General features: G+C 57.5%; 19 protein-coding genes. 13 read left to right on the forward strand and 6 right to left on the reverse strand.

Annotated features, from left to right (window positions below; all coding sequences use genetic code 11):
* Positions 1 to 117: 117 nt before the first annotated feature.
* The 6 genes from ACP8J1_RS06840 (at position 118) to galE (ending at position 6,949) form a co-directional block, all read left to right on the forward strand.
* The gene (locus ACP8J1_RS06840; protein ID WP_023021395.1) at positions 118 to 1,506 is read left to right on the forward strand and encodes an SLC5/6 family protein; all 1,389 of its coding nucleotides are present in this window, start codon (positions 118 to 120) and stop codon (positions 1,504 to 1,506) included.
* A 46-nt stretch (positions 1,507 to 1,552) separates the two neighbouring features.
* Entirely contained in the window at positions 1,553 to 2,926 is a 1,374-nt protein-coding gene (locus ACP8J1_RS06845; RefSeq protein ID WP_023021394.1) for an L-serine ammonia-lyase, read from the forward strand.
* Positions 2,927 to 3,072: 146 nt separating this feature from the next.
* Positions 3,073 to 3,864 (forward strand): helix-turn-helix transcriptional regulator, encoded by a 792-nt coding sequence (locus ACP8J1_RS06850; RefSeq protein ID WP_023021393.1) that lies wholly within the window; start codon positions 3,073 to 3,075, stop codon positions 3,862 to 3,864.
* Between the two features lie 181 nt (positions 3,865 to 4,045).
* Positions 4,046 to 5,059, forward strand: a complete 1,014-nt coding sequence (locus ACP8J1_RS06855; RefSeq protein WP_023021392.1) for a sigma-70 family RNA polymerase sigma factor — start codon at positions 4,046 to 4,048, stop codon at positions 5,057 to 5,059.
* Positions 5,060 to 5,282: 223 nt separating this feature from the next.
* Positions 5,283 to 5,960: a metal-dependent transcriptional regulator gene (locus ACP8J1_RS06860; protein ID WP_023021391.1), complete on the forward strand. Its 678-nt coding sequence runs from the start codon at positions 5,283 to 5,285 to the stop codon at positions 5,958 to 5,960.
* 2 nt (positions 5,961 to 5,962) lie between these two features.
* A complete protein-coding gene (gene galE, locus ACP8J1_RS06865; RefSeq protein ID WP_023021390.1) occupies positions 5,963 to 6,949 on the forward strand; it encodes a UDP-glucose 4-epimerase GalE in 987 nt (328 codons plus the stop codon).
* On the opposite strand, the gene ACP8J1_RS06870 is transcribed toward galE, so the two are convergent.
* Complete coding sequence (locus tag ACP8J1_RS06870) at positions 6,946 to 8,046, reverse strand: DUF4192 domain-containing protein (RefSeq protein WP_084279100.1); 1,101 nt, start codon at positions 8,044 to 8,046, stop codon at positions 6,946 to 6,948. The two genes, galE and ACP8J1_RS06870, sit on opposite strands and share 4 nt — an antisense overlap.
* A 242-nt stretch (positions 8,047 to 8,288) precedes the next feature.
* Here ACP8J1_RS06870 and ACP8J1_RS06875 point away from each other — a divergent pair, with 242 nt between their 5' ends.
* Together ACP8J1_RS06875 and ACP8J1_RS06880 are read left to right on the forward strand one after the other, a co-directional pair.
* On the forward strand, positions 8,289 to 9,353 hold the full coding sequence (locus ACP8J1_RS06875) for a proteasome assembly chaperone family protein (protein ID WP_023021388.1): 1,065 nt from the start codon (positions 8,289 to 8,291) through the stop codon (positions 9,351 to 9,353).
* Between the two features lie 34 nt (positions 9,354 to 9,387).
* Positions 9,388 to 11,931 (forward strand): DEAD/DEAH box helicase, encoded by a 2,544-nt coding sequence (locus ACP8J1_RS06880; RefSeq protein ID WP_023021387.1) that lies wholly within the window; start codon positions 9,388 to 9,390, stop codon positions 11,929 to 11,931.
* 88 nt (positions 11,932 to 12,019) lie between these two features.
* Here ACP8J1_RS06880 and ahpD read toward each other — a convergent pair whose 3' ends face one another.
* Together ahpD and ACP8J1_RS06890 are read right to left on the reverse strand one after the other, a co-directional pair.
* Positions 12,020 to 12,544, reverse strand: coding sequence for an alkylhydroperoxidase, AhpD family (gene ahpD, locus ACP8J1_RS06885; RefSeq protein WP_023021386.1), 525 nt, complete (start codon positions 12,542 to 12,544; stop codon positions 12,020 to 12,022).
* A 97-nt stretch (positions 12,545 to 12,641) separates the two neighbouring features.
* Positions 12,642 to 13,235 (reverse strand): peroxiredoxin, encoded by a 594-nt coding sequence (locus ACP8J1_RS06890; protein ID WP_023021385.1) that lies wholly within the window; start codon positions 13,233 to 13,235, stop codon positions 12,642 to 12,644.
* Positions 13,236 to 13,395: 160 nt separating this feature from the next.
* Between ACP8J1_RS06890 and ACP8J1_RS06895 the strand changes: the two genes are divergently transcribed.
* Positions 13,396 to 14,340, forward strand: coding sequence for a hydrogen peroxide-inducible genes activator (locus ACP8J1_RS06895; RefSeq protein WP_023021384.1), 945 nt, complete (start codon positions 13,396 to 13,398; stop codon positions 14,338 to 14,340).
* An 88-nt stretch (positions 14,341 to 14,428) separates the two neighbouring features.
* On the opposite strand, the gene ACP8J1_RS06900 is transcribed toward ACP8J1_RS06895, so the two are convergent.
* Positions 14,429 to 15,337 (reverse strand): hypothetical protein, encoded by a 909-nt coding sequence (locus ACP8J1_RS06900; RefSeq protein WP_023021383.1) that lies wholly within the window; start codon positions 15,335 to 15,337, stop codon positions 14,429 to 14,431.
* 105 nt (positions 15,338 to 15,442) lie between these two features.
* Between ACP8J1_RS06900 and hrpA the strand changes: the two genes are divergently transcribed.
* A complete protein-coding gene (gene hrpA / locus ACP8J1_RS06905) occupies positions 15,443 to 19,330 on the forward strand; it encodes an ATP-dependent RNA helicase HrpA (protein ID WP_023021382.1) in 3,888 nt (1,295 codons plus the stop codon).
* Here hrpA and nrdR read toward each other — a convergent pair.
* Positions 19,327 to 19,785, reverse strand: coding sequence for a transcriptional regulator NrdR (gene nrdR, locus ACP8J1_RS06910; protein ID WP_023021381.1), 459 nt, complete (start codon positions 19,783 to 19,785; stop codon positions 19,327 to 19,329). The two genes, hrpA and nrdR, sit on opposite strands and share 4 nt — an antisense overlap.
* A gap of 725 nt (positions 19,786 to 20,510) precedes the next feature.
* Between nrdR and lexA the strand changes: the two genes are divergently transcribed.
* Positions 20,511 to 21,215 (forward strand): transcriptional repressor LexA, encoded by a 705-nt coding sequence (lexA, locus tag ACP8J1_RS06915; protein ID WP_023021380.1) that lies wholly within the window; start codon positions 20,511 to 20,513, stop codon positions 21,213 to 21,215.
* A gap of 355 nt (positions 21,216 to 21,570) precedes the next feature.
* Complete coding sequence (locus ACP8J1_RS06920) at positions 21,571 to 22,353, forward strand: DeoR/GlpR family DNA-binding transcription regulator (RefSeq protein WP_023021379.1); 783 nt, start codon at positions 21,571 to 21,573, stop codon at positions 22,351 to 22,353.
* Positions 22,354 to 22,374: 21 nt separating this feature from the next.
* On the opposite strand, the gene ptsP is transcribed toward ACP8J1_RS06920, so the two are convergent.
* The gene (gene ptsP, locus ACP8J1_RS06925) at positions 22,375 to 24,063 is read right to left on the reverse strand and encodes a phosphoenolpyruvate--protein phosphotransferase (RefSeq protein WP_023021378.1); all 1,689 of its coding nucleotides are present in this window, start codon (positions 24,061 to 24,063) and stop codon (positions 22,375 to 22,377) included.
* A gap of 194 nt (positions 24,064 to 24,257) precedes the next feature.
* Between ptsP and ACP8J1_RS06930 the strand changes: the two genes are divergently transcribed.
* The gene (locus ACP8J1_RS06930) at positions 24,258 to 25,223 is read left to right on the forward strand and encodes a 1-phosphofructokinase family hexose kinase (RefSeq protein WP_023021377.1); all 966 of its coding nucleotides are present in this window, start codon (positions 24,258 to 24,260) and stop codon (positions 25,221 to 25,223) included.
* Positions 25,224 to 25,230: the final 7 nt, after the last annotated feature.

Here is a 25,230-nt window from a genome sequence, read left to right on the forward strand (position 1 = left end):
GGATGAGAGAAATTTTCTCAAGGTCCTACTAACGCAAAGTTGAATGAGAATCGTTTTCTCAGTCACGGTTGCAGAAGCCCAAACGCTTCGGCCGACCAACTAGATGTAGGAAAGAAAATGTCCCACTCACTCAAGCGGCGCAATTCAGCCCAGCACCCAGAAAACAGGGCAGAAATGCCCGAACCCCCCAAGACAGCCGCACCGGCTCCTGGCATCGACACCCCCTTCGATGGCCAGAAGGGCGCACCGAAGTGGAATAAGGAAGACACCGTATGGATGCTCTCCCTGTTCGGCACCGCCATCGGCGCCGGCGTCCTCTTCCTCCCCATCAACGCCGGTATCGGCGGTATCATCCCGCTGCTCATCATGACGGTCGTAGCACTGCCTATGACCTACTGGGCTCACCGCGGAATGACCCGCTTGGTACTGTCCAGCTCCAAGCCAGACGGTGACCTCACGGACGTCGTCGAAGAGCACTTTGGCAAGAAGGCCGGTGTTCTCATGAACATCCTGTACTTCCTGTCGGTCTACCCCATCCTGCTGGTTTACTCAGTCACCATCACCAACACGGTCAACTCTTTCCTGGAGCACCAGCTCGGCGTTACCCCGCCGCACCGCTGGCTAACCTCTCTCTTGCTCGTTGGTGGACTCATCTTGATTGTCCGCATGGGCAAGGACGTCGTGGTTCACGTCATGTCCTACCTGGTATACCCGTTCATCGGCATCCTGGTTCTCCTTTCCCTTTACCTCATCCCGAAGTGGAACACCGCACTCTTCGATTCCTTTGACCTAAACGTTGCTCGCGAAGCCTCTGGTCACGGCATGGGCGTTACCCTGATGCTCTTGGTTCCGGTTATGGTCTTCTCCTTCAACCACTCCCCGATGATTTCTTCCTTCGCCGTTGACCGCCGCCAGACCTACGGCAAGTTCGCAGAAGCCAAGTCCCGCAAGACCCTGCTCCGCGCTGAGATCCTCATGGTCGTCGTGGTTATGTTCTTCGTCTTCTCCTGCGCCCTGAGCCTCTCCCCGGCTGATATGGCAGAAGCTAAGGCACAAAACATCACCATCTTGTCCTACCTGGCCAACCACTTCGATACCCCACTTATCCAGTGGATTGCTCCTATCATCGCCATGATTGCAGTTGCTAAGTCCTTCCTTGGCCACTACCTCGGCGCAGCCGAAGGCTTCGAGGGTCTCATCGTCAAGGGCAGCAAGAACGCAAGCAAGGATGACGCACAGTCGGCTCACAAGCTCGACACCATCACCCTCATCTTCATGCTGGTTACCGCTTGGCTCGTCGCTTGGGCTGACCCGTCCATCCTGGGCATGATTGAAACCCTGTGTGGTCCAACGATTGCCATCATGCTCTTCATCATCCCGATGGTCGCTATCCACAAGGTTCCTGCTCTCCAGCGCTACAAGGGCAAGGCTTCCAACTACTTCGTCTTCTTCATGGGCCTCGTCGCCCTAGCAACCATCATCTACTCCATCGTCCACGCCTTCTAAGCACCGCCGTAGACGAGAAATTCGCAGAGGATTCAAGGAAAGAACAATGTTCATCAGCATCTTCGATATGTTCAAGATTGGTATCGGCCCCTCAAGCTCACACACCCTAGGGCCAATGAAGGCCGGCAAGGCTTTCGTAGACGAGCTCAAGGAAAAAGACCTCTTTGACAAGGTCACTCGAGTGCAGGCAAATGTCTACGGTTCCCTCTCCCTCACGGGTATCGGCCACTCCACCGACAAGGCCATCCTCCTCGGCTTGGCCGGTGAAGAGCCAGAGACCGTTGATATCGACGGCATCTCCGAATTCATGAAGAACGTCCGCAGCAGCGAGAAGCTCATGCTGGGCGGCACCCACGAGGTAGAATTCCCCAAGGACGGCGGCTTCTTCTTCCACGACGAATACCTCCCGATGCACGAAAATGGTATGTGTCTTATCGCCTTCGCCGGCGAAGAAAACATCCTGCACAAGACCTACTACTCGGTCGGCGGCGGTTTCATCGTCAAGCAGGAAGACTTTGCAAAGCGGCAGGACGTCAAGGTTGATATCCCCTTCCCATATGCCAGCGCTGCAGAAATGCTCGAACTGTGCGAAAAGAACGATATGACCCTCCCCGAGCTGGGCTTGGCCAACGAATTGGCACTGCGCTCTGAAAATGAGGTCAATGAGCACCTGCGCAAGGTTCGCGATGTCATGTACACCGGCATCAAGCGCGGTTCCTCCACCGATGGTCCGCTGCCTGGTTCCCTGCTCGTTCCGCGTCGCGCGGCTGCCCTTAAGCGTCGTCTTGAGCAGTCCGAACCGCACGATGGTTTGAACATCCTCAGCTGGGTAAACATGTTTGCACTGGCTATCTCCGAAGAGAATGCAGCCTGCGGCCGCGTTGTTACCGCTCCTACGAACGGCGCCTGTGGTGTCGTCCCCGCAGTCCTGGCTTACTACGACAAGTTTGTCGAGCCAGTTACCACGGAGATGTTCGCTGACTACATCTTCGCCTGCAACCAGATTGCTTCCCTGTACAAGATGAACGCTTCCATCTCTGGCGCTGAGGTCGGCTGCCAAGGTGAAGTTGGTGTGGCGTGCTCCATGGCTGCCGGCGGACTCGCCCAGCTCATGGGCGCTACCCCAGAGCAGGTATGCATCGCAGCTGAGATTGGCATGGAACACAAGCTTGGCTTGACCTGTGACCCAGTCCTCGGACAGGTTCAGGTACCCTGCATTGAGCGTAACGCCGTTGCTGCGGTCGACTCCATCACCAGTGCTCGCATGGCGCTAGAGCGTGAGAGCAAGCCGTGTGTTTCTTTGGACGAAGTCATCTGGACCATGTACAAGACTGGTAAGGATATGAATGCCAAGTACAGGGAGACCTCACAAGGTGGTCTGGCCCTAGCAGTTCACCCACCAGTCCCGGTGTGTGGATAAAGAACACCCTGTAATGAAGCGATGAGCCGGGTGAGCACAGCGCTAAGCCGCTAGTGTTCACCCGGCTTTCTTCGGACTATTCCCTTTCTTCCACCGAGTCGCTTCCATGTGGTACCTTCGCTATAACCTGACAGGAATTAAAGGACATGCTTCAGCTAATGAATTTTCCTAGCGGCAGTGCCTCCGAAGAAAACTTCCTCGAGCAGTATATTCCCCTCGTCGAATTCCTCGGTAAGGCAATGGGCCCCAACACCGAAATCGTCCTCCACGATCTCGACGTTCCCGATAAATCCATCATGGCCATCGCCAATGGGCACATCTCCGGCCGGCAACTTGGCGGCCCGGTGACCGACTTCGCTCTATGGTTTATGAAACAGGGCGATGCCGCAGCAATCCCCATGATGACCGGCTACCGCGCCGTCAATGCGGAAGGCAAGATTTGCCGCTCCTCTAGCTACTTCATCCGAGACGACTCCGGGCATATGCGCGGCATGCTGTGCATCAATGTTGATGTATCCGAATTAGTACACATTCGCGATGCGGCCGCAGCACTCATCGGCAAGGCCGATGATCCCGCATTCGATAAGTCAAAGGCTTTCGGCGGCTACCCAGGTGAAACTGAGCTACCCAACCGCCCCGTTGCAGTACCAGACCCAGTTCCAGATAAGGAACCGGTAGAGGAAGAAGCGGACAAGGAAGGAGTCAGCGAGTCTTTGCGTTCCAACGTGGAACACCTTCTGGACTCAATGTTGGACTCCGCCATTTCTAACCAAAACACCCCTGCCCCTCGCATGCAGCGCGAGGAGCGCCTCGAGGTGGTCTCAGATTTGGAGGATGCAGGATTCTTCCTTCTTAAGGGAGGAATTGCCGCAGCAGCAGAGCGGCTAGGTGTTTCCGAACCCACCATCTACCGCTATCTCGTACAGGTACGCGGATAGTACTTCTACGTACCTGCCCCATCGCAGAGCGCGGCGTTCTCCGTGGCACATCTCCCCCGAAAAGGTGGAGTCGTACCACGGGGAACGCCGCGTTTTATCAATTCTTTCCACATTGGGAACTAAATCTCTAAAGACTCCGTTGTACTTTGTGAAACCGGCGACAAATTCAGGAGGCTTCACTATGACGAAGACATCTGCCACCACCGCCAAGGGCGCTTCAGCTGCCACTACTAATGAAGAACAGGAAGTAGATCGCGGATCTCGCCGCAACCAAACCAACGACAACCCCTCTGCCGACCTCGTTCGTGTTTATCTCAACGGCATTGGCAAGACCGCACTGCTCAGCGCGGAAGATGAGGTAGAACTCGCTCAGGCCATCGAAGTTGGACTGTACGCGGAGTACAAGCTCAATAACGCTGAAAAGCTCACCCGTGCAGAAAAGCGTGACCTTAAAATCCTCGCCCGCGAAGGCAAAAAGGCACGCTCCCACCTGCTTGAAGCCAACCTGCGCCTCGTGGTCTCGCTGGCAAAGCGCTACACCGGCCGCGGTATGCCATTGCTGGATCTCATCCAGGAGGGAAACCTCGGCCTCATCCGCGCGATGGAAAAGTTCGATTACGCCAAGGGCTTTAAATTCTCCACCTATGCCACGTGGTGGATCCGCCAGGCAATTACCCGCGGCATGGCTGACCAGTCTCGCACCATTCGCCTCCCAGTCCACTTGGTAGAACAGGTCAACAAGCTGTCCCGCATTAAGCGCGAGATGTATCAATCCCTGGGCCGTGAAGCTACCAATGAAGAGCTTTCGGAGGAATCAGGCATTGACGAAAACAAGATTGAGATGCTGCTGCGCCAGTCGCGCGACCCAGTCTCTCTCGATATGCCGGTAGGTACCGATGAAGAAGCTCCTTTGGGTGACTTCATTGAAGACGCCGAAGCTACCGATGCAGAAACCGCGGTCGTAGCCTCCATGCGCCATTCCGATATTCGCGGAGTGATTGACACCTTGGAAAAGCGCGAGCAGGACGTAATTCGTCTGCGCTACGGCCTCGATGATGGTGTTCCGCGCACCTTGGATCAGATTGGTCGCCGCTTCGGTCTTTCGCGCGAACGTGTACGCCAAATTGAGCGCGAAGTTATGGCAAAGCTGCGCGATGGCAACCGCGCCGATCGCCTGCGCGAGTACGCTCTTTAATCTGGGCTGGCAGCGCTCCGCGCCCAGTCCCCCTCCCCGAGTCCATTCGGCACAATACTGCCACGGGCTCGGGGTTTGGCGTTAGAAAGGCAGCGGCTTAGTTCGACGCGGCGAGCAAGGGCTTAGGTAGGCTAATCTGGACTGCAGAGTCTAGAAAGCGCTTTCCCGTCCTTGGTCGGGAGATTAGCCGCGAAACTGTATTCACACAGAAAGGTATGCCCACGTGAGGGACCTAGTTGATACAACGGAGATGTATCTACGCACCATCTACGAGCTAGAGGAAGAAGGTATTACTCCCCTTCGCGCCCGCATCGCGGAGCGTTTGGAGCAGTCTGGGCCTACGGTTTCTCAAACTGTAGCTCGCATGGAACGCGACGGCCTTTTGCACGTGCGTACCGACCGCAGTTTGGATCTCACGGACAAGGGCCGCGACCTGGCTACCGCAGTCATGCGCAAGCACCGTTTGGCAGAGCGTTTGCTTACCGACGTCCTCGGGCTCGACATCGCAAAAGTTCACGACGAGGCCTGCCGTTGGGAGCATGTGATGAGCGAAGAAGTAGAAAAACGCATGGTCGCGGTTCTCGATGATCCAACCCGGTCACCATTCGGCAACCCTATCCCGGCGCTGTCTGCACTGGGCTTCGATGCTCCGCAGCCGGACCAGGGCACCCGCGCAGTCGATCTCCCCAATGGTGAGGAGGTCTCCGCCACCGTCATCCAGGTCAATGAGATTTTGCAGGTTGATGATGGCACCTTCCAGGAACTCACCGCTGCCGGAATCCGCGTGGGAGCAAAGGTATCGGTAGTCAATAACAGCGGCACGATTACGTTGTCGACACCGGATGGCGGCAGCGTCGTGCTTTCCGACGACTTGGCGCACGCAGTGCGCGTGGAGGTATAACCATGAAACTTCTTGTCACCGGTGGCGCCGGCTATGTCGGCAGCGTGTGCGCCGCTGTATTGGTCGAACAAGGCCATGATGTAACCATCATTGACAATTTCTCCACCGGAAACCGCGAAGCCGTTCCAGAAACAGCCCGCGTCGTCGAGGGCGACGTGGCGGATAAGGCCGCCGAGGTCCTGGGAGAAGGTGGTTTCGAGGGTGTCATCCACTTCGCGGCGCGCTCGTTGGTGGGCGAATCCGTGGAAAAGCCCGATGAGTATTGGCAGCACAATGTCGTTACTACCCTGACGCTGCTCAATGCCATGCGGGATAACGAGGTCAAAAATCTCGTCTTCTCCTCCACCGCTGCAACCTACGGTGAGCCGGACCAAGTGCCGATTACAGAGGATATGCCAACCCAGCCCACCAATCCCTATGGTGCAACCAAGCTTGCCATCGACTACATGATCACCTCTTTCGCCCACGCCTATGGATTGGGGGCGACCTCCCTGCGCTACTTCAATGTGGCTGGAGCCTACGGAAACATCGGTGAGAACCGCGAGGTAGAAACCCACCTCATCCCCATCGTGTTGCAGGTGGCCTTGGGCCACCGCGATAAGATCTTCATGTTCGGTGATGACTGGGATACCGCAGACGGCACCCCAGTGCGTGACTATATCCATATCCGTGATCTGGCCGATGCCCATGTGCTTGCTCTCGAATCCAATGAATCTGGTAGTCACCGCATTTACAACCTGGGTTCTGGTGATGGCTACTCCGTCAAGCAGGTCATTGAGATGTGCCGCAAGGTCACCGGCCACGACATTCCTGCTGAGGTGGCTCCGCGCCGCGCAGGCGACCCCGCCACCCTCATCGCTTCCTCAGAGAAGATCAAGCGGGAACTCGGATGGAACCCCACCCGCACGGATCTGGAAACGATCGTTACCGATGCATGGAATTTCACCCGCCAGCTAGGCGATAAGGCACATTCAGCGAAGCGGGCCTAGCCTCCGAAGCTACTTTGCGGGGCATCGGCGCCAAGCCCCGCCGCGTCGCGGGCTAGCTCACAGCCATGGCAGAGGCTCGTGACCAACCGCCTTCCCATGCCGCTGCGATACCCCTGCGCTATGAGGCGCCCCAAATTATGATGGGGCGCCTCTTCTACTAGTACAGAAAGCGCCGGACCCGCATAGATTCCGAATTCATGGGATACCTGGCTAGCTGCGTATAAGGCTAGGGCGTTATAGCGGATGGACCCCTGGAATGTACGTGCCACCGCTAGGAGGAGGTCCCCTGCTTCCCGCGGCGCAGACACCAGCTCTGTGATAACCAGGTCACGGGTCCACGTGGTAGACATCCACATGGCTGCTGCACACAGCAATTCCTCATTTTCCAAAGTCTCCTCCAGCGATTCCACCTCACTGAGCACGAAGCGGACATCAGCGATAAGGCGCTTCACCACCTGCACTGGATCTGAAGTTTGGTAACCGCGCCCGGCGCGCAGTTGGCGGGCGATTTCTCTGCAGCATCGCTCCATTGCGCTAATTTCTTCTTTCCCAAAGTATGGGTTGTGGTCCTTAAAACGCTGAACCAAATCATTGCGGCTGAGTTCAGGAAGCATGCCATTATTCACGCACGCACGCATGGAGTGGCTCGTCGATATGGCGGGAATGGTTCCTTCCATCCAATTCTGCAGCGGACCCTCGCCGTCCTCGGACGCGTGGCCAAAAATGAGGTCGTAGGCGGTATCAGTAGATAGCTCTTCGGCCAGCCAGCAAGCGTCAATGCCCACACCAGAGCGATCCTGAAAGCGGTAGAGGGAGTGCAAGATATCCCATAAATCTTCTTCTTGGCGTTGAGAGAGAACGAAACCAAAGATGCTTTCGGGGTTGCCGCAGTGAAATGCATCCATCACTTCTTGCAAGGCGGCAGGGACATCGTTCAGATTGAGGCGGGCTACCGGCCCCATACTGAATCCGTGTGGGCTGGGCTGGATGGAGATGAGGATGACTGATTCGGAGGGGAAGAATCCGAGAATTCCTGGGATATTGGCGAGGATATCGCCGGGCGTACGAATGGGCTGAGTTGGTGTTGAGATGTTCATGGCCCCAGCTTCAGCCACGCGCGCAACCATGTATAGGACAAGCATCGAGAAGTGGTAAGAATCTGGGGATAGGCGGGGTGAGGGGGCGTCGGCAAGCGGCTTGTCCACACCCCGCCCGGGATTGCGCTGGCAATGTGCGGCGATTTGGGGCACAATCAGTTATTTAACCTCCCAGTGCGCGCGGGAATACTGAGCCCGCCTGCGGCGTTGGGGTAGGTAAGAAAGCAAGGAGGTAACACAACATGCACGAAGAAGATCGCCGCATGTATGAGCTGGAGTATCCAGCCCCGGTGATTAGGGATGATTCCGGTGACGGACAAGGCCCCACCATGATTGTTGCCATGCACGGCTATGCAGACGCCGGCCAGGCCATCGAGGCTAGTGCGGACCATTTGAAGGCAGCTTTGGAAGGCCGCCAACTGGCCTCGTTTAACTCTGATGAGCTGATTGATTACCGCTCGCGCCGGCCAGCCGTCACCATCGATAAGGATCGGGCGCTAGAAATTGAATCGATGGACCTGGGTATCAAGGTCCTGCGCGATAATTCCGGCAAAACCTTCCTACTGCTGTCTGGCCCAGAGCCCGACATGCGCTGGGAGGCTTTTACTACTGCTGTGGTCAAGCTGGTGGAAAAGTTCAATATCAATGACACCATCATGCTCTATGCAGCACCTATGCCGGTTCCGCACACCCGCCCCACGGTGGTCACGGCGCATGGCACTTCCTCCCGTCTGACTGAGCATATGTTGTCGATGGATTCCACCATGATGGTCCCAGGCTCTGCTGCACTGTATCTGGAAAAAGCACTGGCGGATAAGCAGCGCACCGTAGCCGGATATACCGTCCACGTGCCGCATTATCTTGCGGCTTCGCCCTACCCGCAAGCCACGTTCCAGTTATTGGATTCGGTAGCTCGGGCCGCGCACCTCAATATTCCTTTGGGCAGCATCGAGGCTGATATTTCCCGCGTAGAAAACCAACTGGAAGAACAAGTTGGTGGCTCGGATGAGATAGAAAGCGTGGTTCAGCAACTCGAGCAGCAGTATGACGCCTATATGGAGCGCTACCGCAAGGAACACCCGCAGGCTATCATGCCCGGCGAGGAAGCTGTGCCTACCGGCGAGGAAATCAGCGAGGAGTTCCAAGCCTTCTTGGCTTCTTTGGATAAGGAAGAAAGCCAGCAGATCATTAACTCTGACATAGATGACCGCGAAGATTCCGCCGATGGCGAGGGCTCTCAAGCCGATAACGGCACGGATGATTCAGATTCCGCTCAGGGCGATGGCGACTTAGGTGACGATATCTAACTAACCCACCCTCATCACCGCTAAGGTGGTGGGGGTGAACTTATCTCAGCTGCTGCCAGATTTATCGGAAGTGCCCGAGTCCCTCGTAGATGAGGCAATCTGGGATACCTTTACCTCGTGGACCACCGGCCGGGGCATTAATTTGTATCCAGCGCAGGAGGAGGCCTCGCTGGGGATCTTGGCCGGCGATAATGTCATCCTCGCTACCCCGACTGGCTCCGGAAAGTCCATGGTGGCCAATGCCGCACACTTTATCGCCTTGGCCCGTGGCCAGCGCAGTTTTTATACGGCGCCCATCAAGGCTCTAGTAAGTGAGAAGTTCTTTGCTCTCTGCGATATCTTTGGCGCGGAAAATGTGGGCATGATGACTGGTGACGCCACCGTCAACGGCAATGCCCCCATCATCGCCGCTACGGCTGAGATTGTGGCTAATATTGCGCTTCGCGATGGCGCCGAGGCCAATATCGACCAGGTGGTGATGGACGAGTTCCACTACTACTCTGAACCGGACCGCGGCTGGGCCTGGCAGGTGCCGCTACTAGAGCTGTCCAAGGCGCAGTTCTTGCTTATGTCCGCCACCCTGGGCGATACCACGTGGTTGGAAGAAGACCTTAGCCGTCGTACCGGCCGCGCTACCGACCTGGTTGCTGGTACTACGCGCCCCGTGCCGCTAGATTTTTCCTATGTCTTTAGCGCGGTGCACGAGACCATCGAGGAGCTCTTGGCCGATAAGAAGGCACCCATCTACGTGGTGCACTTCTCGCAGCGTGAAGCGGCCGAGCGCGCCCAGGCGCTCACCTCTCTTTCGGGGATCATCACTAAGGAAGAAAAGGAAGCGATTGCCCAGGAAATCGGTGGGTTCCGCTTCACCACTGCCTTTGGCAAGGATTTATCCAAGCTGCTGCGCAAGGGCATCGGCATCCACCACGCGGGCATGCTGCCCAAATACCGCCGTTTAGTAGAGCGCCTGGCACAAAAGGGCCTGCTTAAGGTCATTTGCGGCACCGATACCCTGGGGGTGGGCATTAACGTGCCCATCCGTACCGTACTGATGACGGGGCTGGCTAAGTTCGATGGACAGCGCCAACGCATCCTCAAGTCGCGCGAATTCCACCAGATTGCTGGGCGTGCCGGCCGCGCCGGCTATGACACCGAGGGCACCGTGGTGGTCGAGGCCCCCGAGCACGAGATCGAAAATGCTAAGGAACGCCGCCGCATCGGTGATGACCCCAAGCGCTTGAAGAAGCTAAAGAAAAAGTCCGCTCGAGAGGGCGAGGTTTCGTGGTCCGAAAAGACCTTTGCGCGCCTTACTGAGGCTGAGCCTGAGCAGCTGACGTCTCAATTCCGCGTCTCTAACTCGATGCTGCTTAATGTATTGGCGCGGCATGGCAATGGCTATGAACACATGCGCCATCTGCTGCGGGATAATCACGATAATCGCAGCAAGCAGAATAAGGACATTCTCACAGCCCTCGACCTTTTCCGCGGGCTGGTGGATTCTGGCGTAGTGCAAAAATCCACCAAGGGCTTGGATATCTACGGCCGACCCTATCATTTGGTGCGAGAACTCCCCCGCGATTTCGCGCTTAACCAACCGCTGGGACCATTCGCCCTAGCCGCGCTCTCGCTGCTGGATCCGGAGGCGGACACTTATAACTTGGACGTTATTTCCGTATTCGAGTCCATCCTGGATGACCCGCGCCAGGTGCTCATCGCGCAGCAGAAACAGCGCCGCGGCGAGGAAATTGCCGCGCTGAAGGCGGATGGAGTGGACTACACCGATCGTATGAATATCGTGGAGGATATCACCTGGCCCAAACCGCTCGAGGAGCTTTTGGAGCAGGCCTACGATACTTTTGCGGAGACCAATGCGTGGGTCAAGGAATTCGAGTTGCGCCCCAAGTCCGTAGTCCGGGACATGCTCGAAAATGCAATGACCTTCTCGGATTTGGTCGCCACCTACGGCTTAGCCCGCTCCGAGGGCGTGATTTTGCGTTACTTGACCGATGCCTGGCGTACCCTCAAACAATCCATCCCCGATGAGTACAACACCCCGGAGCTCGAGGACATCGTCATCTGGCTGGGTGAACTTATCCGCCAGGTGGATTCCTCGCTTGTCGACGAATGGGCGCAGATGGCCGGCGAAGACTCCCCCATCGACCAAGACACAGTGGACCGCGAGCTGGCCTTTGGCGTGGAGGACCCCTCCGCGCTCACGGCCAATCGCCGCGCCTTTACCATCATGGTGCGCAATTACATGTTCCGCTTGGTGCAGCTCTTTGCTTTGGAAAAGGAAGACCGCTTGGCGGAGCTGCTCGATTACCTGGACGAGGTGCCGGACTTCGGCGCTATCCTAGATGATTACTTCGATGAGTATGATGACATCGATTCCGGCCCCGAGGCCCGCGGCCCGGAGTTTTTCCGCCTAGGCGATACTGACTCGCGTGCGTGGTCCGTGCGCCAGATCATCAAGGACCCAGACGGCGACCACGCCTACCAGTTCGTCGCTACGGTAGATCTCGATGCCTCCGATGAGGCTGGCGAAGTCCGACTGTCGGACCTGCGCGTGGAGTACTAGCCAGCCAAAACGACAAAGCCGCCCTAGCTGCCACGCCCCGAGTGAGGGGGACGTCGGCAAGCGCGAGGGCGGCTAAAGGCCGGCTATTTTAGCGTGCGGCCTCAATCTGAACAGCCTGTGCCACAGCCTGAACCACGGCAGCGACCTTGACGGCCTCCCAGACCTGCTCCTTGCTCAGACCAGCCTCGTTGAGCTCGTGAGCGTGAGCGCCCAGGCAGTGCTCGCAGCCATTGATGGCGGAGACTGCGGTATTCCACAGCTCGAAGTTGGCCTTGTCCACGCCTGGCTTGGAGATGATGTTCATGCGCAGGCCAAACTTTACCTGTGCGTAGTCATCGCCCAACCAGCCCTTGGCGCGGTAAGCAACGTTATTCATCGCCATGACGGTGGCTGCGCCGTAGGCTGCCTCGATAGCCTCCCCGGAGAGGTGCTCTTTTGCTTCCTCAGCGATTTCTGCCAGCACGGTGTCATTGCGCGTTGCTGCAGCAGATGCCAGCAGGCAGCCCCACAGCTGCTCTTCGTCCAAGTCCTTGGAACGGGTCAGCGCACCGAGGTTGAGCTTCTGGTCCTTGGCGTACTCCGGCAGTGCAGACTTCAGATTATCAATAGACATAGCTTTTCTCCTTTTAGGTTTTGATAGGAATTTACTGCGCTGGATTCAAAAGGAAACCCCGCCACGAAAGCGGGGTTAACCTGCATCTCAGTGAGATTTAGAGCGCGGACTGAACGACGTCCATCTTGTTGATGTTCTTGGTGGGGTCGTTCTTCTCCCAGTTGCAAGCGCAGACCTCTTCGGACTGCAGAGCGTCAAGTACGCGCAGAACCTCGTCTACATTGCGGCCGACAGCATCCGGGGTGACGGATACGAACTGGATAACGCCGTCTGGGTCAATGATGAAGGTAGCGCGGTCAGCAACACCATCAGCGTTCTCTACGCCCAATGCGCGGATGAGGTCGTGGCGCACGTCGGAGAACATTGGGAATGGAACTTCCTTCAGCTCCGGGTGGGTTGCGCGCCAGTTGAAGTGAGCGAACTCGTTATCGGTGGAGCCGCCGAGAATCTGGGTATCGCGGTCCTGGAATTCCTCGTCCAGCTTGCCAAAGGCAGCGATCTCGGTCGGGCAGACGAAGGTGAAGTCCTTCGGGTAGAAGAAGACGACCTTCCACTTGCCCTCGTACTTGTCCAAGGATACCTGCTCGAAGTAGTCCTCCGGCTGGTTAGCGTTGACGTCATGCAGGTCGCCACCGGTCAGGGCGGTGAGGTTGAACTCTGGGAACTTCTCGCCGACAGTCAAAATAGGCATAGTCTTCAACTCCTTTATTAAAGGCTCTTCCTCTAAGTTTCCAGCCACTTGGTTTATAAGCAGCGGGGCCGGACCGTATCCGGCCCAACACGATCAGTTATACCATCTTTTTCGCTCGCGTCAATAGCAAATCCTATAGGTGAGTGTTAGAGTGATAGGCATGCATAATAAAGAGTATCGCCCTACACTTGCTCAGCTGCGCACTTTCGTCACCATTGCGGAAAATAAGCACTTCGGAACCGCAGCCGCCAAGCTCGAAATCTCCCAACCCTCGCTCTCCCAAGGTCTCGTCGCCCTCGAACAGGGATTAGGCCTTCAGCTCATCGAGCGTTCCACCCGCAAGGTCATTGTCACCTCGGCCGGTGAAAAGCTTCTCCCCTATGCCAAAGCCACCCTCGAGGCAGCCGATACTTTCCTGGCCCACGCACGCGGTGCCAACGGCACCCTCGCAGGCCCGCTAACCATCGGCGTTATCCCCACCGTCGCCCCCTACATCCTCCCCGATCTGCTCTCTATGCTTGCGGAGGCCTACCCGGATCTCGAGCCACGCTTTGTAGAAGAGCAAACCCAGCACCTCATTACCCGCCTGCGTAGCGGCAACTTGGACCTTGCCATCATGGCCCTTCCTTCAGAGGCCACCGGCATGGTAGATAGCCCGCTGTACACGGAGAAATTCTCCATCGTCTGCCCACCCGATCACCCCATCGCCGGCCGCGAGGACGTCCAGCTCGCAGAGCTTAAGGACCTAGATTTGCTGCTGCTTGACGACGGCCACTGCTTGCGCGACCAAATCGTCGATCTCTGCCGCCATGCCGACGTCAACCCGGCCGAGGCCACCAATTCGGTCACCCGCGCCTCCTCCCTGACCACCATCATGCAGCTGGTCATGGGCGGGCTGGGCTGCACCCTCGTCCCAGAATCCGCCCTGGCAACCGAATGCCACGGCAAGGATGTAGCCGTAGCCCACTTCGCCCCCGACGTCACAGCCGAACGCGAGGTCGGCCTCGTATTCCGCTCCTCCGCTGCCCGCGCCGAGGAATTCCGCGAATTCGGCACGCTCATCACCGCCGCCTATAACAAGGCGATTGAGCGCTCCCGGCAGTAATCGTTCACGGCAAGCCCCACGGGGGCGTCGCCAAGCACACCAAAGGCCACCGCCCCTAACTGGAACGGTGGCCTTTAACTGTGGTGCGCTACGCCTGCGGGAGAGTATTGCGCCCCGCGCACTGGCGGAACATGTGCGCCTGTGCCAAGAGCGTAACCGGATACGCCACGATAAGGCCGATGCCCAAAAGCAAGAAGCCGGCAACAATGATGAAAAAGTTCAAAATGGCAAGCAGCAACATCTGGCCATAGTTGTCCTTGCCTGCCTTAAAGCCATTCTTTACTGCTTCGCCAACGCCATCGCCGTCAGCCGCAAACCACTGCATCAGTGAGAAAAGTGGTTGAATAAAGAAACTAATCACCAAAAGTACGCCCATGATGCCCATGACGCTTAATACTGCCGCAACTGCTTCTTCCTCCGTGAGATTCTCGGCGTCACCAAGCAGCCCAGTGACGGTTCCACCTACTACAGAGAATACAATGAACATCGACACCGCCCCGATGACGAGCATGATGACCAGCGGCTGCCACCAACGCACGTTCTTAAACAGGTAGCCCCAACCGGTGCGAGAGTCATCAATCTGGAAAAGCGCCAGGCGCATAACTACCAGCGACAAAACAAGGCTTAGGACAGTCGAAATGAGTTGAGAGACCAAAGAGCCTGCGGTTGCCTGACCCGCGCCGGAGTCGCCCGCAGCATTGATGCCAGCTGCAATAACAACAAAAACAATGCCTAGCGCAAAAAGCGCTAGAGATCCCAAAATCCACAGCTTCCAATTGCTAAAGACGGTCCTAAACGCCCAAGAAACGGCGTCTACGGCAGAGACCTTGCCGGTATATGGGCGCTGGCCTGCTTGGTAGCCCACATAGCCCTGGGTGTTTTCTTCATGGCTTCCGCCATAGGACGGAAGCTGTCCGTAGTTTGGTCGGTCCTCGGGGTGATCGGTCGGTTCGTAGCGCGGAAAATCATCATTTCCACCCGAATACGGGTTCGTCATAACCGGGGTTCCTCCTTAAGGAATGCGAATCAGTGCATGGATAAGTATTTTCACTTTAACAACTTTTCCTCATTTCAGGCGGGCAGGTAAACTCTGTGCCTAGTCATGACTATGAATGAAACCCCTTCCCGCGACGAGCTTTTCGCCGCACTCGAAAATGTCACCTTGGCCGAAGCCCGCTCCTTCCGCCGCCGCCTGAAAAAGGCCCGTGCCCCGAAAGCGCTCCAAGAAATCGGCGCTGAAATCCACGCTGCGGCTGAGCGCGTCGCGCTTACCGACGCCGCCGTCCCCACCATCACCTACCCGGACGCCCTCCCCGTCACAGCCCGTAAGGACGATATTGCCGAAGCCATCCGTGACAACCAAGTAGTCATCATTGCGGGCGAGACTGGCTCCGGTAAGACCACCCAGATCCCAAAAATCTGTCTTGATCTGGGCCGCGGCCGCCGCGGATTAATCGGCCATACCCAGCCACGCCGCATTGCAGCGCGCACCGTGGCCGAACGCATCGCCTCAGAACTGGACCAAAAGATTGGCGAATCCGTCGGCTACGCCATCCGCTTTGATGATCGCGTCTCTGAGACCACCGCGGTTAAGCTCATGACCGATGGCATCCTACTCGCCGAGATGCAGCGTGACCGCTTCCTCAACAAGTACGACACCATCATCATCGATGAGGCCCACGAGCGCTCCCTCAACATCGACTTTTTATTGGGCTATCTCAAGCGTCTTTTGCCCAAGCGCGCCGATCTCAAGGTCATCATTACCTCCGCAACCATCGATCCGGAAAGCTTCGCTGCCCATTTTGCCGACGCCGACGGAAACCCTGCCCCCATTATCGAGGTCTCCGGCCGCACCTACCCGGTAGAAATCCGTTACCGGCCCCTCGAGTTCGAGGCCGGCGGAAAGGTGGTGGACCAAGACCCGCTCGACGGTTTGACCGAGGCAATCGAAGAGCTGATGCACGAAGGCGACGGCGATATCCTTTGCTTCTTCCCTGGCGAACGCGATATCCGCGATGCCATGGAGGCCATCGAAGGCAAGAAGTGGAAAAACGTCGAGGTCACTCCCCTCTTTGGCCGCTTATCTAATCAAGAACAGCATCGCGTTTTCAGCGAACACCGTGGCCGCCGCATCGTGCTGGCCACGAATATCGCCGAAACCTCGCTTACTGTGCCCGGCATCCGCTATGTGGTTGATACCGGCACCGCCCGTATCTCGCGCTATTCCACGCGCACCAAAGTCCAGCGCCTGCCTATCGAGCCTATCTCGCAGGCCTCCGCCAACCAGCGCTCCGGCCGCTGCGGCCGCGTTGCCGATGGCATCGCCATTCGCCTCTATAGCGAACAGGACTTTGAAAGCCGCTCCGAATTCACCGACCCAGAAATTCTGCGCACCAACCTCGCCAGCGTCATCTTGCAGATGGTCTCGCTCAAGCTAGGCGACATCGAACAATTCCCGTTCATCCAACCGCCCGAGCACAAGGCCATCCGCGATGGCCTTAACCTCCTGCACGAGCTCGGCGCTCTCCACGACAAGCAGGATAAGCCCACGCTGACCGCTACTGGCCGCGACCTAGCGCGCATCCCGCTAGATCCGCGTATGGCACGCATGCTCATTGAGGCCAATACCAACGGATGCCTGGATGATGTCATGATCATCGTCGCCGCCATGACCATCCAGGACGTTCGCGAACGCCCCCTTGATTTCCAGGCCCAGGCCGACCAAGCCCACGCCCGCTTCAAGGACAAGTCCTCGGATTTCTTGTCCATGCTTAAGCTCTGGGATTACATTAAACAAACCCGCAACGAGCAATCCGGCAATAAATTCCGCAAACGCATGAAGCAGGAGTTTCTCCATTACATGCGCATTCGCGAGTGGTTTGACCTGGTACGCCAGCTCAAGGACGTCGCCAAGCAGCTGGGCTGGACATACCAGGAAGGTACCGAGCGCCGCGCCGATGATATCCACATGACACTCCTGTCAGGCTTGCTATCCAATATCGGCGCCCGCGATGGCAACTCCAAAGAATTCCAAGGCGCGCGCAACACCCGATTCCTGGTATTTCCTGGCTCCGCCTTGGCCAAAAAGCCGCCGGAGTTCCTCATGGCCGCCGAGCTGGTGGAAACTTCCCGCCTCTGGGCACGCGACGTCGCCACCATCGATCCCGCCTGGGTAGAAAAGCTTGGCGCAGACCTGCTCAAGCACAACTATTCCGAGCCCACCTGGTCCCGCAAACGCGCCGCCGCCATCGCTCACCAGAAGTCCACACTCTACGGTGTACCCATTGTGGCCGACCGCACCGTGCCCTACCACCGCGTCGATCCCACCGCCGCGCGCGATATGTTCATCCGCAACGCGCTCGTTGCCGGCGACTGGAATACCCACCACGCCTTCTTCAAAACCAATGCCCAAGCGCTTGACGACGCCGCCGCATACGAAGAAAAAGCCCGCCGCCGCGGCCTCATCGTAGACGAAGACACCCTCTTCGACTTTTATGACCAGCGCATCCCAGCAAAGGTAACAACCGGCCGTCATTTCGACTCGTGGTGGAAAAAAGAACGCCGTCGCAACCCTGAATTGCTGGATTTCGATCCGGCAAAGCTCATCGATGACTCCCACGAGGTCACCGAAGAATCCTTCCCCGACCACTGGAGAAAGGGTTCCATCGACTACGAACTAACCTATAAATTTGAACCCGGCGATCCACTCGATGGCGTTACCGTGATGGTGCCCATCCCCATGCTCGCCGGCTTAGATACCGAAGGCTTCGATTGGCTCGTCCCTGGCCTGCGTCTCGAGCTCGTAACCGAACTCATCCGCAGCCTGCCCAAGGCCCTGCGCCGCACTGTTGTTCCCGCACCCGAATTCGCTGAGCGCGCCATCGACCGCCTCGTCCCTTATGAAGGCACCATCACCCAGCAGCTTGCCGACGTCCTCCATGAACTCGGCGGCCAAGGCATCAACGCCACCGATTTCCAGCCCGGCAAGCTGCCGATGCACCTGAGGATGAACTACGGGGCCATCGACAAGCGCGGCAAGATCGTCGACTCCGACCGCGACCTCGCAGCGCTTATCCGCCGCCAGTCCGGGCATATCAAATCCTCTGTGTCCCGTGTCTCTCGCACCGCTGAGTCCACCGCTGTCAGCGAGTGGACCGACGATACTCTAGGTGCCATCGATGACACGGTTACCACCAACGTCGACGGCCACGAAGTCACGGCTTACCCCGCCCTCGTCGCCACAAAGGACGGCGTTGAACTCAAGGTACATCCCACCAAGGCCGCAGCCGATGCCGCTATGGTTACCACCACCCTTACCCTGCTTATGCGCGACATTGCGGTCAATACTGCACAAATGGTCAAGGGCCTGCCGCTGCAACAACGCGTCGCCGTCGATTCCTATCCCCACGGCGGTGCCGATGGCCTGGTCAACGACGCCCGCGTCGCTGCCATACGCGACCTGATGCTAGAGGCCGGCGGACCCGTCCGCACTCCTTCCGCTTTCCAGAAGCTCAAAGACACCATCAAGCCCCAGGTTCCGGGCCGTGTGCGTCAAGCGGTGGTGGCTATCGCCCCAGGACTCGCCGAGTATTCCAACCTGCGAGCCGAACTCGCCCACTGGGACGGTGCGACCATCGATGACATGCGCGAGCAATTGGAGCTCCTCCTACCCCGTAATGCCATCACAATCCATGGCATGTCCCACCTGCGTCATCTACCACGCTATATCCAAGCCATGCGCATTCGCTTGGAGGACATGAACCTTGACCCTGACCGCGACGCAGACCGCCAGGCCGAGGTAGATAACGCCAAGGCCTACCTCGCCAACCGGCTGCGCAGCCTACCACCTGGCCGCGAAAAGACGCGCGAAGTCAAGGACATTCGCTGGATGGTGGAGGAACTTCGCGTTTCACTATTCGCCCAACGCCTCGGCACCGCTCACGCAGTGTCACTCCGCCGCATCCAGAAGGCCGTTGACAAATTGCGCTAGAAATCCTCTCGGTCGCGCCTTCGCATGAGACGAATTTCAGATTCGAAATCATCAGCGCTTTCAAAGGACTTGTAGACCGAGGCAAAACGCAGATAGGCCACCTCATCAAGATCGCGAAGCGGTTCCAAGATGGCCAGGCCAATCTCATTCGCGTTGACCTGAGAGGAACCATGCCCGCGTACGGTTTCTTCCACTTCTTGCGCCAGTTTTTTCAGGGCATCGTCACCCACATCTCGCCCCTGACAGGCGCGCCGTACGCCGCGAATCAGTTTATCTCGACTAAAAGGTTCCGTGAGTCCGTTCCGCTTGACCACCAACAACACGGCCTTTTCGACCGTGGTAAAACGCCCCTTACACGAAGCACACTCACGCCGGCGCCGAATCGACGCTCCAGCATCGACGACGCGGGAGTCAATGACACGGGATTGCTCATTATGGCAGAAGGGGCAATACACAGAGGTCCTTTCACTGACGTTGTTACCCCAGTAGTTTACTCGCCCAGCAGTCCGCCCAACCACCGAGCATAAGGCCACCGCCTCACTAATGCACTACAGCAGCCTCGACCTGTTGAATGTCTGAGGTCGGCGGTTGCGGTGCACTACTTCCTTCCGCCCCTCCCAATCCGCCTAGGAGCGTGCCCAAAAAGACCGCGATTCCAAACACGCCACCTAAAACGTAGTTACCTGTGTTCGACTTCACCGCGCTACGTTGAGCTCTCTGTGAAAGACCGTCGCCCCCGCCAGATTTCACTCGATTCGAACGATATGTCGTTCGATCTTCCACGCGGAGAGTTCGAACATACCGCGAATCACCGCTCCCTCGCGCTGCGCGAAAAGCATATCGATCCACATCCCATACAGATGCGGGAGAAACCACTAGAGCGTCTGCAGAATTACGCTTTGCCAGGTCATTTCGAGAATTAATAAGTAGAGACATGTTTTTCCTTTCGACGACCGAACTCACCATAGGCATCCCACTGGACACTTAATTTGAAACAGTCGCCATAATGTTCGATTTAGTTGGTACGTTCGATTTATAGCACCGCTTCGAATACTTGTCCACCCGTGGACACAAATCTCGAACATCTGTACTTTTCGTGCTACAAATGACTTGTGGCACTCTAAATCCGCCCACTAATAGACCGACAACGAAGTCACCCGACCCTACGTAGGAGCCAGCAATGGGCCGCAAGCCAAAAAAGTCCGCCGAGAAGACCGATTACGCATCCCTATCCGACCGCCAACGACGAATCCTCAATGTCATTAGTGACGCCGTCATGCTGCGTGGCTACCCACCAAGCATTCGCGAAATCGGCGATGCAGCAGGCCTGCAGTCCACATCCTCAGTTGCCTATCAGCTGAAGCAATTGGAAGAAAAGGGATTTCTGCGGCGCGACCCAAATAAGCCGCGTGCCGTAGATGTTCGACACCTCAACACAGACGAAGGCACCAAGAAGCCTGGCCGCAAGCCCGCTAAGCCCGAACAGCAGGTTCCCGAGGACGCAGGCGCTGTGTCTTATATTCCTGTGGTCGGTCGCATCGCTGCGGGAGCACCCATTACCGCTGAGGAAAACGTCGACACGTACTTCCCCATGCCTGACGAGGTTGTCGGCAGCGGCGACCTATATATGCTGCAGGTAGTCGGCGATTCAATGAAGGATGCAGGGATTCTCGACGGTGACTGGGTGATTATTCGCTCCCAGTCAGTTGCTGAGGAAGGCGAATTTGTCGCAGCGCTGCTGGACGGTTCCGAGGCCACCGTTAAGGAATTCCACCGCGATTCCTCGGGCGTATGGCTACTTCCCCACAACGATGCTTACTCACCCATTAATGGCGATGATGCAGAAATTATGGGCAAGGTTGTATCCGTGTTCCGCAAACTTTAAACACTCACCCAGCTTCACTCCGCCCCGCAACGGCCACCCCGGGCCGTGCGGGGCTTATTTGTGCGCATTTCTCATTAATATAGCCTCTCCGCCAGCCACCCCCATTTTGGCGCCATTTTGGACCCAGACAGCAAAGGAGACGAAAATCCCACTTTCCCACTTTTTGCCGTGACCAGCTATTTTCGTACTTCGTAGCGCGGTGATAGCTGTGCAAATTTTTGCTTTAGTCCGGTTATTCCCGATTTTTGAGACAATGGACTAAGAAAAACAACATCGCGGGACTTTCCTATCCACAAAATCCGGGAATTTTTACCCCCGCTACTCCCCGCGGTGTGCTTAAGTCCAAGGAGGAATAATGTACGCAGAAGAGCGGCGCCGCCAGATAGCGTCTCTCACCGCCGTTGAAGGTCGCGTCAACGTCACTGAGCTATCCGAGCGCTTCGAAGTCACGGCCGAAACCATTCGACGCGATCTAGCGGTGTTGGATCGAGAGGGCGTCGTCCATCGCGTGCATGGCGGCGCAGTAGCATCCCAGTCCTTTCAAACTGCGGAACTTACCCTAGACACTCGGCAGCGTTCCGCCTCCGGCGCGAAAGCCGCCATCGCCCGAGCTGCGCTGGATTTTCTACCCCACGGCGGCGGCAGCATTTTCCTCGACGCGGGCACTACGATTAATGCATTTGCTGAGCTGATAGGACAGCAATACCCCCAAGGCCAGTTCAACATCGTCTCCAATAGTCTGCCCATCGCCTTGTCCTTAGCAGGCAGCGGAGTACCGGACGTCCAGCTGCTTGGCGGCACGGTTCGCGCGATCACCCAAGCTGTCGTCGGCGACACCGCCCTGCGCACGCTAGCGCTCATGCGCGCCGACGTCGCCTTCATCGGAACCAATGCCCTGACCCTGGATCACGGGCTTTCCACGGCCGATCCCCAAGAAGCAGCCATCAAGTCTGCCTTTGTCACCAACGCCCACAAGGTCGTAGTGATGTGCGATTCCAGCAAACTGGGCAATGACTACTTGGTAAGCTTCGCCCCCGCCGCTGATATCGATGTCGTCATCACTGACGCCGCAGCCCCCGATTCCTTTGTGGAGGCGCTGCGCGAGCACGAAATTGAAGTCGTACTCGCCAGCGAATAAATCCCGCTCCTTCGCCTCAAGCTAGGCGAAGGATGCCATGGTTTCTACCACTGCAGTACGGGCGGCATCAGGGCTTTCCGCATCCAATGCCACCTCAGCGAGCTGTTGGCACTGTTCCAAGGTAATTTCTGCCAACTGTGCGCCTACGCCTGCTACTGCAGTAGACGCTGCGGACAGCGAATTCACGCCCAAGCCCGTAAGCACGCAGGCCAGCATGGGGTCGGCCGCTGCTTCTCCGCATACGCCTACTGCAACGTTATTGGCCTGGCCCACAATGCAGGTGTGCTGGATAAGTCGCAGCACGGCCGGCTGCCACGGGTCGGTCAGGTAGGCCAACTGCGGGGACAGACGGTCTGCAGCCATCGTGTACTGAGTCAGGTCATTGGTGCCGATGGATACGAAGTCGAGGTGCGGCATGATTTTATCCGCCATAAGCGCTGCGGCGGGAACCTCAATCATGGCGCCAGCAGTCAGGCCGCGTTCACGACACAAGTTGGCAAACCACTGCGCTTCGGTAGAAGTGGCAACCATGGGAGCCATCACCCACGTAGAGGCTTTATCATCACGGGCTTCGGCAGCCTGCGCAATTGCATCAAGCTGCCGGGTCAGCAAAGCTTCATTGTCGCGCGCGATACGCAGACCGCGAACGCCCAATGCCGGGTTTTCCTCAGAGCTTAGCGTGGCATAGGAAATTGGCTTATCGGAGCCTGCGTCCAATGTGCGCACAACAACCTTGGATTCGGGGAAGGCCTTGAAAACCTTTCCGTAGATCTTTGCTTGTTCCTCCACGCTGGGCTCTTCGCTGGCCGAAAGGAAGGACAACTCCGTGCGATACAGGCCGATGCCTTCTGCCTGAGACTCCGAAGCGATGCGGGCGGCATTGCCATCAGCAACATTTGCCAGCAGCTGCACGCTGTGACCGTCCTTGGTCTTAGCTGGTCCGCGCCACTGAGCAACGCGTGCTGCACGCTCACGGTATTCAGCAACGGCCTTGGTGGAGGTCTCCGCATCAGCACCACAAGTCACGGTTCCTACTGCGCCATCGACAAATACCAGCGTGCCGCTTTCAATGTCGCCAAGCGAAGCGCCCACCGCCACGATGCACGGAATGTCCAATTGGCGCGCGATGATGGCCGTATGGCTAGTGGGGCCACCGAGCTCCGTAACAAGGGCTTTAATGTGTTTGGTATCTAGCGTTGCGGTATCGGCCGGGGCCAAATCATCTGCAAACAAGACGGCCTCGCCATCTACCAAAGGGAGGCCTGGCTCATCCTCACCACGTAGCTCAGCGATGACGCGGTCGCGTACGTCCTTCAAGTCGGTCGTGCGCTCGGCCATCACGCCACCAGCGGCTTCGAACATGGTGACAAACTTGTCAGTCGCGCCAACAGTGGCAAATTCCGCATTCCTACCGGTGCGGATATTCTTGCGCACTGTTTTGTGCCAGCCACGGTCCTTGACCATACCGGCGGTTGCAGTGAGAACCTCGGCCGCTTGGCCCTCTGCGGCTGCCGCGCGCTTCTCCAATCGATTAGCAACCGTATCTACGGCCGCAAGAAAGCGGTTGTACTCGGATTCACTCGCTTGCTCTGGGTCAATGCTTCCCTCGGTAGGCAGGGCCGGGCGAGGGCGGACCCACACGGCTTCGGCGTAGGCGACTCCGGCAACGACACCGGTGCCTTTGATTGTGGACTGAGACGCGTTTTCCATGAGCATACTTCCTTCGAAGATAGCGGTTATTGACTTCCAGAACACCACAAAACGGATAGAAAAGCAATGTATACCACAGTTTTCTGTTGACTTTCGGACACATTCGGACAAGAATCAACATTAAGGGCGGGCCATTCCCAAAGGTTCTCTCCAGCGGCGTTCGGCCCCAATATATAACCTGCGAAAGGGACAACTTGATTCTCACGCTGACCCCCAATCCCAGTATCGACGCCACCCTCGTACTCAGCGGGCCTTTAACTTCCGGTGGTGTCCACCGTGCCAGCGAGGTCACACAGGTTGCAGGCGGCAAGGGCGTAAACGTCACCCATGCCGTGCACCTAGCCGGCGAGCAAACCCTGGCACTTTTTCCGTCCCACGACTCCGATTCCTTCCTGAATCTCATCCACGCGGCCGGATTGCCTTCTTCGGCTACTGCTATGGATGGCTCCATTCGCGTCAACACCACCATCACCGAGCCCGACGGCACCACCACCAAGGTCAACGGCCCAGGCCCCGTGCTTTCCGACGCCGATGCCCAAGCCATTACCTCCACCCTCACCGCCCGCGCCCTCGCGGCCGACTGGGTGGTGCTGGCAGGTTCCTTACCGCGCGGCGTGGACACCGATTGGTATTGCGAGCTCATCTCCGCTGTCCGTGCGGCCGCACCACAGGCCCGCATCGCGGTAGATACCTCCGATGCTCCGATGCTGGCCATCGGGAAAAATCTCGAGTCTTCGGCACCCGATCTTATAAAGCCCAATGGTCTAGAGCTCGGCCAACTCACCGGCACCGACGGCCGCGAGCTGGAAGCACAAGCTGCACGCGGTGACTATACGGGAGTGGTTAGCGCGGCACGCGACGTCGTCAAGCGAGGCATCGCAGAAGTGCTCGTCACCCTCGGTGGCGCCGGTGCCGTACTGGTTACGGCTGAAGGAGCATGGGCTGCCACTCCCCCTCCAGCCACCGTGAAATCCACCGTAGGTGCTGGAGACGCAGCGCTCGCCGGATACCTTCTCGGCCGCACCGCTGGTAAATCTCCGGCCGCAAGCCTTGCCCGATCCGTGGCCTACGGGACCGCGGCTGCATCCAAGCAAGGCACGCAATTTCCTCGTCCTGAAGAAATAGATGTCGCTAATACCACCGTTAACTCGCTAGCCTAAGGAGCGC

It is taken from the genome of Corynebacterium sp. LaCa_205 (assembly GCF_057458085.1).

Bases quoted from the DNA above. Each gene is read 5' to 3' on its own strand.
- ACP8J1_RS06840 (WP_023021395.1), top strand. From the start codon at position 118: ATGTCCCACTCACTCAAGCGGCGCAATTCAGCCCAGCACCCAGAAAAC.
- ACP8J1_RS06845 (WP_023021394.1), top strand. From the start codon at position 1,553: ATGTTCATCAGCATCTTCGATATGTTCAAGATTGGTATCGGCCCCTCA.
- ACP8J1_RS06850 (WP_023021393.1), top strand. From the start codon at position 3,073: ATGCTTCAGCTAATGAATTTTCCTAGCGGCAGTGCCTCCGAAGAAAAC.
- ACP8J1_RS06855 (WP_023021392.1), top strand. From the start codon at position 4,046: ATGACGAAGACATCTGCCACCACCGCCAAGGGCGCTTCAGCTGCCACT.
- galE (WP_023021390.1), top strand. From the start codon at position 5,963: ATGAAACTTCTTGTCACCGGTGGCGCCGGCTATGTCGGCAGCGTGTGC.
- ACP8J1_RS06870 (WP_084279100.1), bottom strand. From the start codon at position 8,046: ATGAACATCTCAACACCAACTCAGCCCATTCGTACGCCCGGCGATATC.
- ACP8J1_RS06875 (WP_023021388.1), top strand. From the start codon at position 8,289: ATGCACGAAGAAGATCGCCGCATGTATGAGCTGGAGTATCCAGCCCCG.
- ahpD (WP_023021386.1), bottom strand. From the start codon at position 12,544: ATGTCTATTGATAATCTGAAGTCTGCACTGCCGGAGTACGCCAAGGAC.
- ACP8J1_RS06890 (WP_023021385.1), bottom strand. From the start codon at position 13,235: ATGCCTATTTTGACTGTCGGCGAGAAGTTCCCAGAGTTCAACCTCACC.
- ACP8J1_RS06895 (WP_023021384.1), top strand. From the start codon at position 13,396: ATGCATAATAAAGAGTATCGCCCTACACTTGCTCAGCTGCGCACTTTC.
- ACP8J1_RS06900 (WP_023021383.1), bottom strand. From the start codon at position 15,337: ATGACGAACCCGTATTCGGGTGGAAATGATGATTTTCCGCGCTACGAA.
- hrpA (WP_023021382.1), top strand. From the start codon at position 15,443: ATGACTATGAATGAAACCCCTTCCCGCGACGAGCTTTTCGCCGCACTC.
- lexA (WP_023021380.1), top strand. From the start codon at position 20,511: ATGGGCCGCAAGCCAAAAAAGTCCGCCGAGAAGACCGATTACGCATCC.
- ACP8J1_RS06920 (WP_023021379.1), top strand. From the start codon at position 21,571: ATGTACGCAGAAGAGCGGCGCCGCCAGATAGCGTCTCTCACCGCCGTT.
- ptsP (WP_023021378.1), bottom strand. From the start codon at position 24,063: ATGGAAAACGCGTCTCAGTCCACAATCAAAGGCACCGGTGTCGTTGCC.